The 9,883-nt window shown below is 66.6% G+C and carries 12 protein-coding genes; 10 read left to right on the top strand and 2 right to left on the bottom strand.

Annotation, left to right across the window (positions count from 1 at the left end):
• From trpB to VEG08_01700, 7 genes are all read left to right on the top strand, one after another.
• On the top strand, positions 1-1,052 hold a 1,052-nt coding region (gene trpB, locus VEG08_01730), incomplete at its 5' end, for a tryptophan synthase subunit beta (GenBank protein ID HXZ26696.1).
• A 241-nt stretch (positions 1,053-1,293) separates the two neighbouring features.
• Positions 1,294-2,472 carry a hypothetical protein gene (locus VEG08_01725; GenBank protein ID HXZ26695.1) on the top strand — a complete coding sequence of 393 codons (1,179 nt, stop codon included), beginning with the start codon at positions 1,294-1,296 and terminating at the stop codon, positions 2,470-2,472.
• Positions 2,473-2,610: 138 nt separating this feature from the next.
• On the top strand, positions 2,611-3,378 hold the full coding sequence (gene trpA / locus VEG08_01720; GenBank protein HXZ26694.1) for a tryptophan synthase subunit alpha: 768 nt from the start codon (positions 2,611-2,613) through the stop codon (positions 3,376-3,378).
• A gap of 86 nt (positions 3,379-3,464) precedes the next feature.
• The gene (locus VEG08_01715; GenBank protein ID HXZ26693.1) at positions 3,465-3,779 is read left to right on the top strand and encodes a chorismate mutase; all 315 of its coding nucleotides are present in this window, start codon (positions 3,465-3,467) and stop codon (positions 3,777-3,779) included.
• A 41-nt stretch (positions 3,780-3,820) separates the two neighbouring features.
• Positions 3,821-4,678, top strand: a complete 858-nt coding sequence (locus VEG08_01710; GenBank protein ID HXZ26692.1) for a prephenate dehydrogenase — start codon at positions 3,821-3,823, stop codon at positions 4,676-4,678.
• A gap of 188 nt (positions 4,679-4,866) precedes the next feature.
• Positions 4,867-6,084 (top strand): hypothetical protein, encoded by a 1,218-nt coding sequence (locus VEG08_01705; protein HXZ26691.1) that lies wholly within the window; start codon positions 4,867-4,869, stop codon positions 6,082-6,084.
• A gap of 111 nt (positions 6,085-6,195) precedes the next feature.
• Positions 6,196-7,398 carry a hypothetical protein gene (locus VEG08_01700; protein ID HXZ26690.1) on the top strand — a complete coding sequence of 401 codons (1,203 nt, stop codon included), beginning with the start codon at positions 6,196-6,198 and terminating at the stop codon, positions 7,396-7,398.
• A gap of 56 nt (positions 7,399-7,454) precedes the next feature.
• Here VEG08_01700 and VEG08_01695 read toward each other — a convergent pair whose 3' ends face one another.
• Both VEG08_01695 and VEG08_01690 read right to left on the bottom strand, forming a co-directional pair.
• Positions 7,455-7,907, bottom strand: coding sequence for an RDD family protein (locus VEG08_01695; GenBank protein HXZ26689.1), 453 nt, complete (start codon positions 7,905-7,907; stop codon positions 7,455-7,457).
• Between the two features lie 27 nt (positions 7,908-7,934).
• Entirely contained in the window at positions 7,935-8,081 is a 147-nt protein-coding gene (locus VEG08_01690) for a hypothetical protein (GenBank protein ID HXZ26688.1), read from the bottom strand.
• 98 nt (positions 8,082-8,179) lie between these two features.
• On the opposite strand from VEG08_01690, the gene VEG08_01685 reads away from it, so the two are divergent.
• The 3 genes from VEG08_01685 to VEG08_01675 form a co-directional block, all read left to right on the top strand.
• Positions 8,180-8,878, top strand: a complete 699-nt coding sequence (locus VEG08_01685) for a CoA transferase subunit A (protein ID HXZ26687.1) — start codon at positions 8,180-8,182, stop codon at positions 8,876-8,878.
• Positions 8,879-8,937: 59 nt separating this feature from the next.
• On the top strand, positions 8,938-9,219 hold the full coding sequence (locus tag VEG08_01680) for a hypothetical protein (protein ID HXZ26686.1): 282 nt from the start codon (positions 8,938-8,940) through the stop codon (positions 9,217-9,219).
• A gap of 125 nt (positions 9,220-9,344) precedes the next feature.
• Positions 9,345-9,883, top strand: a 539-nt coding sequence (locus VEG08_01675) for a 3-oxoacid CoA-transferase subunit B (protein ID HXZ26685.1), incomplete at its 3' end; no start/stop codon positions are given.

Here is a 9,883-nt window from a genome sequence, read left to right as displayed (position 1 = left end):
AGTATTACCTCAAGGAGTTCTGCGGCCGCCCCACGCCGCTCTACTTTGCCGAGCGCCTGACCCGCGAATTGGGCGGCCCGAAGATTTATCTCAAGCGCGAAGACCTGCTGCACACCGGCGCGCACAAGATCAACAACTGTCTCGGCCAGGCGCTGCTCACGCGGCGGATGGGCAAGCGGCGCGTCATCGCTGAGACCGGCGCCGGCCAGCACGGCGTGGCCACCGCGACTGTCTGCGCATTGCTCGGCTTCGAGTGCGTGGTCTACATGGGCACCGAGGACATGCGGCGGCAGGAGTTGAACGTCTTCCGCATGCGCCTGCTGGGGGCGGAGGTGCGGGGCGTGGAGGCGGGCTCGCGCACGCTCAAGGACGCCATCAACGAGGCCATGCGCGACTGGGTGACCAACGTCCGCACCACCCATTACTTGCTGGGCAGCGTGCTGGGGGCGCATCCCTATCCCTCGATGGTGCGCGACTTCCACCGCGTGATCGGGGAAGAGGCGCGGGCGCAGATCCTGCAGGCGGAGGGCAGGCTGCCGGCGGCGGTGATCGCGTGCGTGGGCGGCGGATCGAATGCCATCGGCATCTTCCACCGCTTCCTGAAGGACAAGAAGGTGAAGCTGATCGGGGTGGAGGCGGGCGGGCGCGGGCGCGAGTTGGGCGCGCATGCGGCGCGCTTCTGGGGAGGGGAACCGGGAGTGCTGCAGGGCGCGTATTCCTGCGTGCTGCAGGATGCGGCGGGGCAGATCGCCGGCACGCATTCGGTCTCGGCGGGGCTCGACTATCCCATGATCGGGCCGGAGCACGCGGCGCTGAAGGACGCAGGGCGGGCGGAGTACGTGGCCGCCAGCGACCGGGAGGCGCTGGAGGCGTGCTCGCTGCTGGCGCGGCTGGAGGGGATCATCCCGGCGCTGGAGTCGGCGCACGCGGTGGCGGAAGTGGTGAAGCGCGCGCCGCGCATGAAGAAGCGCGAGAGCGTCATCGTGAATATCAGCGGACGAGGCGACAAGGACATGGGGATCCTCACCAAAGAATTGAAGATCGCAGATTGAAGAATGCAGATTGGGTGATCGGATGGGCGGGCCATCGATTCATTTCAAGAGCTGCGCAGGCCGCCTTTTTTCAGGTCGCCGATCGCCCGATGCTGCGAGGGGAGATTTTTCTGTAACGTCAGGGAATCATGCCAATCCATCTGAAGATTGCAGATTGAAGAATGCGGATTGAGTCATCGGGTCACCGGCTGACCGGGTCATCGGGCCATTCTGAAAAAACGAGAAACAGAGGAAGGGAAACGTGAACGGAGACAGGCAAGAGTGCAACAGCCGGCGGGTGCGGGCGGGATTGGCTCTGGCCGCGCTGGTTCTGGGGAGTGCAGTCTTCCTCGCAGCGCAAGGACAGCCGGCAGCACACGAGAAGCCGGCGGCGGCGCCGGCGAGTTCGCCGACGATCCACCAGCTCTTCGAAGAGGACCAGAAGGACCGGATGGCAGCGGACGCGGACTGGGACAAGGTCAGCGCCCATGATAAGGAGCACCGCCGCTTGGCCCACCAGATTCTGGCGGCGGGTACACTCCAGACGGCGCAAGACTTCCAGGACGCCGCCTTCATCTTCCAGCACGGAGAGACGGCGCAGGACTACATGCTGGCGCACATCCTGGCGATGGAAGCGACGTTCAAGGGCTCTTCCCTGGGGAGCTGGATCGCGGCGGCCACGCTCGACCGCTACCTGCACGAAATCCATCAGCCGCAGGTATTCGGCACGCAGTACGTGCCCGTGAAGGGAAACCCGCAGCTCACGGGGCAAGACCCCTATGACAAAGACCTGATCTCGGATGCGCTGCGGCAGGAGTTCTGCGTGTCCACCTACGCGCAGCAGCAGGCGAACGTGGAAGCGATGAATCAGAACAAGGACATCCCCTATGGAGATGGGTGCCACAAAGCACCCCCGGCGCCGGCGGCAGGGGCGTCGCCCGTCCATGCGCTCTACGAGGAGGACCAGAAGGACCGCGAGCCGCGGGTGGGTCAGATCGACTGGAACAAGGTCGCTCCGCGGGACGCGCAGCGGCGCAAGCAAACCCACCAGATGCTGGAGGCGGGCGCGCTCAAGACGGGGCAGGATTTCGAGGACGCTTCGACCATCTTCCAGCACGGCGATACGCCGCAGGACTACCTGCTGGCGCACATTCTGGCGCTGGCGGCGATGGAGAAGGGCGACGCCAAGGCACGCTGGATCGCGGCTGCCACCCTGGACCGCTACCTGCAGAAGGTGCAGCAGCCGCAGGTCTTCGGCACGCAGTACCGCTGGGACGGGCCCAGCCCGACTGCCGCGACCCAGCAGCCTTACGACACGGACTTCTTGTCCGACGCCACACGCCGGCAGTTCTGCGTGAGCACCTACGCCGACCAGCAGAGGAACCTGGAGGCGATGAGGCAGGGGAAGGACTGGCCGTCGCCGGACCACTGCCCGAAGTGAAGCATCGGGGGATTGGGTGATCGGGTAATTGAGTCATTGAGTAATTGGCGTCTGGCGGCCCAGTTTCTTCAATTACCCGATTACCCGATTTCTCAATTACTCAATCCAGAGGAGATTTTTCTGTAACGCCTAGAGACCATGCCAATCCATTTCCAAGACCGTCCGTCGCTGGTGGTGTACGTCACTTGCGGCGATCCCGACCTGGGAACGACGCGGGAGATCGTGCTGGCGGCGCTGAGTGCGGGGGCCGAGGTGGTCGAGCTGGGCGTGCCCTTCAGCGATCCGGTAGCCGACGGCGTGGTCATCCAGCGGGCCAGCGAGCGCGCGCTGAAGAACGGCACTACGCTCAGCGGCGTCCTCAAGCTGGCGCGGGACATAAGGAAGGAGCAGACGCAGGCCGGGCTCATCGTCTTCTCGTACCTGAACCCGGTGCTGCGGCTGGGGCTGGAGCGCTTCGCCGCCGAGGCCGCGGAGGCGGGCATTGACGGCGCGCTCCTCACCGACCTGACGGTGGACGAGGCCGGCGAATACCGGCGGGCCATGCGAGCGCGCGGGCTGGCGACCGTGTTCCTGGCGGCGCCGACCTCGACCGAAGAGCGGTTGCGGCGGATCGGGGAAGCTTCGTCGGGCTTCGTGTACGCGGTCTCGCGCACGGGCGTGACCGGGAAGCGGCAGGAGCTGGCGACCGACGCGCGCACGCTGGTGGCACGGCTGCGGAAGTACACCAAGCTGCCTATCGCGGTGGGCTTCGGCATCTCCACCGCGGAGCAGTTCCGGGCGGTGGGCGAATTCGCCGACGCCGCGGTGGTGGGCAGCGCCATCGTGGAGACGGTGGAAAAGGCAGGACGCGCGAAAGCCGCGGGGGCGGTGGCAGAGTTTGTGAGGACGTTGAAGAAGGGCACTTAGCACTTAGCCATTCGCACCTGGCCCCTCAGGGTCAGGCCGGACCCTAAAGGGCTAAATGCTAAGTGCTAAAGGCTAATGGCTGTTCTATGGACATCGCAGAGTGGCGACGGCAAATCGACGAGATCGACCGCACGCTGGTGGAACTGCTGAACCAGCGGGCACGGATGGCGCAGGAGATCGGGCGGCTGAAGCGCCATACCCGGATGCCCATCCGCGAACCGGAGCGCGAGCGCGCCATCCTGGAGAACGTGCGCCGGGCGAGCCGGGGTCCGCTGCCGCCGGACGAGCTGGCCGGTATCTTCGAGCGCATGATCGCCGCCATGCGCCGGCTGCAGAAGGACGAGATGCTGGCGGAGGAGAGCGGTCAGCCGTCAGCCATCAGCCGTCAAGAAAAGGCCTAGGCCAAGAGGCGGTACTGGGGCCTGAGGTTCTCGGCGGTGCCATGAACTCTTCCATCAAAAAGATCACGATCATCGGCACGGGCCTGATCGGGGGCTCCTTCGCGCTGGCGCTCAAGCGGTGCGGGTGGATGGGGCGGATCGTGGGCTGCGACAGCGAGGCGGTGCTGCGGCAGGCGAAGCGGCGCCGGGCCATCGACGCGGGCGCGAGCGACCCGCTGCGCGCCATCGCCGGCAGTCAGGTGGTGGTGTTGGCCACGCCCATCTTCAGCACCCTCGACCTGATAGAGCGGCTGGCGCCCGCGCTCGCGCCCGAGGTCCTGCTCACCGACGTGGGCTCGACCAAGCGCGCGATCGTGAGGCGGGCGCAGGCGGTGTTCGGCCAAGAGGCGGCGCGGCGGTTTCTGCCCGCGCATCCCATGGCGGGGAAGGAGCGCGGCGGCATCGCGAACGCGGAGGCCGGGCTCTTCGAAGGCGCGGCCTGGACGGTGACGCCGTTCCCGCGGCAGAGGCTGGGCTCCGGGCGCATCGGCGAGTACCTGGGCCTGGTGAAGCGGACGGGCGCGCACGTGGTGGAGATGGACGCCGCGCGCCACGACCGGCTGATGGCCTGGCTCAGCCACCTGCCGCAGATGCTGGCCGTCGCTCTGGGAGCGAGTCTGGTGGACGAATTCGGCGAGGCCCGCGACTTGCGGAAGGTGAGCGGGCGCCAGGTGCGGGAGATGACGCGCACCGCCGCCAGTTCGTACGGCATCTGGCGCGACATCGTGTGGACCAACGCCGACAACCTGGGCCAAGCCCTCGAGCGCTTGGAGCAGCGGTTGGCCCACCTGCGTGAGAACCTGAAGAGCCCGGCGCTGCGCGAAGAGTTCGCGCGCGCCAACTCGTTCCGGAGAAGCTGACCGCTAGAAGAGAAGGAGGAGCAGAGCGAGGTGAGGGACCCTGGTCTCATCACTGAGGAGGGTGAGCCGGGTCACCGCGCGGCACGCCGCCAAAGAAGAGACTGATGTGCTGGTTGCTCAGCCATCTCCCAGAGGACCCGGTGCATCTGTTCTTTGACGGCCCTTGACAGCCATACAGGAGGCACCTCATGCAGAAACCTGCCTGGAAACTCTTCCTCTTCCTAACCGTGCTCATGACCCTGGTCCTGTACACCGGCATCGTGCAGGCGCAGGAGAGCGCGGCGACGGCGCAGCCCCAGGCGGCTGCGGCGCCCTACCACCCGGCGGCGGCGGCCTTCGCCACGCCGGCGCCCAAGGCCTCCAGTTCCACCATGTCGGAGGGTCCTGACCCCGACCGCAAGTGGGAGATCGAATTCCACGGCGGCGGAATGTTCTCCACCAACCCGGACGGAGGCGCCGCGACCCTGCCGGGGCCGGGCGCGCCCTTCACCGACAATAACGGAAATCCCAGCCGCGCCGTCTCGTCCTTCTATTTTGGCGACGGGGCGCTGTTTTTCAACCAATTGATCACCAACGCTTTCTGCACGGGTGTGACTTGCACCCCCATCACGCCGCTGGACCCGGTGTTGACCACGCGGACGGCGGAGCGGGACAACGGGGGCGCGTTCGGCTTCCGCATCAGCCGCGACATCACACCACGGTGGGCGATCGAAGCCAACTTCGACTACAGCCTGGCCAACCTGCGGATCAACTCGACGGGGCTGGCCGGCATCGAGGCCAGCCGGGCGAGTTGGGCGACGGGTTGGAACAACTTCTTCACCAACGTCACCTTTGGCACGGGCATCGTGACCACCTCGGTCGCGACCATCGACCGCAGCGAGGGCCATCAGATCTTCGGTACCGCAGGCGTGAACGTCAACCTGCTGACCGAAGGGCGGGTGATCCCCTACCTGAGCTTCGGGGGCGGCGCGCTGGCCAACACCGGCGATCTGCCTTCAGCGCTGCTGGTGGGGAACTACCAGGTGACCTTTCTCGGGCCGCACAACGTCACCGACACGGTGCTGATCAACTGGGATATGCCCGGTGTGCAGGGAGTGGGCTACGTGGGCGGCGGCTTCAAGTACTACGTGACGTCGCGCTGGGGCATCCGCGTGGACGTGCGCGACTACCTGAGCGGCAACGGGCTCAAGCAGTACGTCAGCGCCCTGCCCGTGGTGGCCACCCTGACCCCGGCGGAGACCATTGCCGGGCCTCCGGGAACCACGCCGGATGTGCAGTTCAGCAACAACCCGCCGACCGGTCCGGACACGTTGAGCGGGCCGGCCCTGACGCGCTTCCGGACCTTCTCCGGGGACGGAGTGCGCAACCAGATCGTGGTCAGCGGCGGCATCTTCTTCCGCTTCTAGGCCGCGTACCGGCAAGGCTCACGCCCGCGCCCTTCGGGGCGCGGGCGTTTTATTTTGGGCGCAGGACCGGATGTATAATGCGTTGCTCCGAGATAAGGTCAAGGAGGCACGATGCAGAAAGCGGCCTGGAAACTGCTCCTCAGTTTCTTCTTGCTGATCACCCTGGTCCTCCTGGTCGGCGTCGCGCAGGCGCAGGAGAACGCGGCGACGGCGCAGCCCCAAGCGGCTGCGGCGCCCTACCACCCGGCGGCGGCGGCCTTCGCCACGCCCTTGCCCAAGCCCGCCAGCCCGGCCGTGACCGAGGGCCCGGACCCGAGCCGCAAGTGGGAGATCGAGGTCCATGGCGGCGGGGCCTTCGCCAACAGTCCCCACGACGGCACGGGCACGCTGCCCGGAGCGGGCGCGACCTTTACCGCGGTGAACGCCACCACCAGCCGCGCCATCCCGTCCTACTATTTCGGGGACGGCACGCTGCTCTACAACCAGGCGGTGGATGCAGCCGCCTTCCCCGGCATCACCACGCACATCATGCCCCTGGATCCGATCCTGACCACGCGCACGGCGGAGCGGGACAACGGAGGCGCCTTCGGCTTCCGGCTGAGCCGCGACATCGCGCGGCGCTGGGCCATCGAAGCCAACTTCGACTACAGCCTGGCCAACCTGCGGGTGAACTCCACGGGGCTGGCCGGCATCGAGGCCAGCCGCGCTACCTGGGCGACGGCCTGGACGGAGAACCTCACCGGCTTCAGCCCGGTGGTCACCTCGGTGAGCGCGATCGACCGCAGCGAGGGCCAGCAGATCTTCGGCACCGTCGGCGTGAACCTGAACCTGGTGTCGGAAGGCCGGGTGGTCCCCTACCTGAGCTTCGGCGGGGGCGCGCTGGCCAGCGTGGGTGACCTGCCTTCGGCCACCCTGGTGGGCAACTTCCAGGTCACGATCCGCGGGGGTCCGCACAACAACACCGACGCGGTGCTGATCAACTGGAGCACGCCCGATCTGCAGGCGGTGGGCTACTTCGGAGGCGGCATCAAGTACTACGTGACGCCGCGCTGGGGCTTCCGCATCGACGCCCGCGACTACCTCAGCGGCAACGGCCTGGAGCAGTTCGTGAGCGCCAGCCCCGCGGTGCTGACCTTGACGCCGGCGCAGACCATCGACTTCTCCGGCGTTTCGCCGAACATCCAGTTGAGCAACAACCCGCCGGGCGGGCCGGACACGTTGAGCGGCCCCGCCCTGACCCGCTTCCGGACCTTCTCCGGAGAGGGGATCCGGAACCAGGCCGTGGTGAGCGGCGGCATCTTCTTCCGCTTCTAGGCTGGAGACCCGCAAGGCTTCCGCCCGCGCCCTTCGGGGCGCGGGCGTTTTTGTGCTCAGGCTTTGGCCGGAGGAAGGCCTGCGGCCGCAGCCGCGGCGGCGCGCTCGCGGGTGCGCCGCCGCAGTTCGATGAGCGGAAGGAAGGGATCCAGGTCGGCGTACTTCTTCCAGACCACCTTGGTGCCGGCCCAGCCGTCGCCCACGCGCGTGCCGTCCCTGCCCATGAGTTGGAAGAGGACGTAGAGGGGCATGAAAGGGATATTGAGGGCGAGGTTCCTCTTGAAGGCAGCGAGGAAGCCAGCGGGACGCCCGGTGACGGAATCGATGACCCGCAGTCCCATCACGTACTTCATGGGTGAGTAGCCGCTGAAGCCGTCCTTGGCGATGGCGAAGAAGACGGCGACCAGCAGCATCAGGACCCACACGAAGACGGCGAGACGGCCCCCGAAGTCCTGATTGCCGGAGGCGGCGCCGGCCGCGGCGCCCAGCAGCACCGCCACGAAGAGGATGAGGAAGCCCAGGATGAAGCCTGCGAACTAGATCAGCATCTGGTCGAGGAAGTTGGCCAGCACCCGGAGCAAGGCGAAGTCCTGGTGGCACTTCTCGCAGACGCGGTGGTTGTAGAGGACCTTCTCGGAGACCCCCAGGGGCAGGCTGCAGAGCGGGCAGGTGGTGGCGGGCATGGGAAGGCGTATTGTGGCGCGACCGGGGGACCGGCGCAAGCGCTCGGGGCTGACTGTCCCTTTGCCCCATGCGCGCCCGGCGATTAGAATCCAAGGCCATGAACAAAGTCGTCGCCAACGCTGACGAAGCCATCCGCGACATCCAGGATGGCGCGGTACTGATGGTGGGGGGCTTCGGGCTGTGCGGCGTCCCGGAGAACCTGATCGCGGCGCTGGCGCGCAAGGGCGTGAAGAACCTCGTCACCATCTCCAACAACGCCGGGGTCGACGAGTTTGGCCTGGGCACGCTGCTCAAGAACCGGCAGGTGCGCAAGCATATCGGCAGCTACGTAGGCGAGAACAAGATGTTCGAGCAGATGGTGCTGAGCGGGGAACTGGAGCTGGAGCTGAACCCGCAGGGCACGCTGGCGGAGCGCATCCGCGCGGGCGGCGCCGGCATCCCCGCATTCTTCACTCCCACCGGCTTCGGTACGGTGATCGCCCAAGGCAAGGAGACGCGCGAGTTCGACGGCCGCGCCTACGTGCTGGAACGCGCGCTGCACGCCGACTTCGCGCTCATCAAGGCGTGGAAGGGCGATAGGTGGGGCAACCTGGTCTTCCGCAAAACGGCGCGCAACTTCAATCCCATGATGGCGACGGCGGCGCGCGTGACCATCGCCGAGGTCGAGCACCTGGTGGAGGTGGGCGAGATCGAGCCCGACCAGGTGCACGTGCCCTCCATCTACGTGAAGCGCATCTTCCCGGGCACGGACTACGAGAAGCGGATCGAAAAACGGACAGTGAGAAAGAGTACCTAGTACCGAGTACCGAGAGAGCATGGCCAACGACCAACGACGAACGACCAACGACTGAAGTCATGCCTGCACCCGACAGCACCGCAGAGGAAGTCAGGACCAGCGTGCTGCGCTACCTGCGCATGTACGAGGAAGGACAGTTCACGCTGGGCGACCTGGCGGCGGAGATCGCGGTGATGGCCCCGGCCTACGACCACGCCATGGGCGGGATCAACGACGCCTACGGCGATTTGCTGGCGGTGGCGTGGAAGTACAAGAAGGAGTCCGACGCGGACGGCGGCGTCCCGCAGGAAGAGCTGGAGCGGGCGGTGACCGAGTTCCGGCGGGCGGAAGCAGCGTGGTGAGGGCCAGAGAATCGAATCATTGACGATTGACTCATTGACGATTGAGAAGCAGATCCCTCGCCGCCCAGGCGGGCTCGGGATGACGACCTGAAACGTGAAACCTGAAACGTGAAACGGTGAAGAGCATGGCGACGGCACCGAACATCGGCAAGCAGAAAGACGCGGAGAAGCGCGACCGCATCGTGCGGCGGGTGGCGCGGGAGTTGCGCGACGGCTACTACGTCAACCTGGGCATCGGCATGCCCACCCTGGTGGCCAATTGGGTGCCCAAGGGCATGGACGTGGTCCTGCAGAGCGAGAACGGGATGCTGGGCATCGGGCCCTACCCACTCGAGGGCCAGGAGGACGCCGACCTCATCAATGCCGGCAAGGAGACGGTGAGCGAGATCCCGGGCACGTCGTATTTCTCCAGCGCGGATTCCTTCGCCATGATCCGCGGCGGGCACGTGGACCTCTCGGTGCTGGGCGCCATGGAAGTGGATGAAGAAGGCAACCTGGCCAACTGGATGATCCCCGGCAAGATGGTGAAGGGCATGGGCGGAGCCATGGACCTGGTGGCGGGGGCGCGGCGGGTGATCATCGCCATGGAGCACACCACGCGCGAGGGCGCGCCCAAGATCCTGAAGAAGTGCACCCTGCCGCTGACTGGCGTAAAGGTGGTGGA

Source organism: Terriglobales bacterium, assembly GCA_035624475.1.
Classification (GTDB): Bacteria; Acidobacteriota; Terriglobia; order Terriglobales; family Acidobacteriaceae; genus DASPRL01.
The sequence above is the reverse complement of the archived record's forward strand: the minus strand, read 5'-3'. Positions and strand labels throughout refer to the sequence as shown.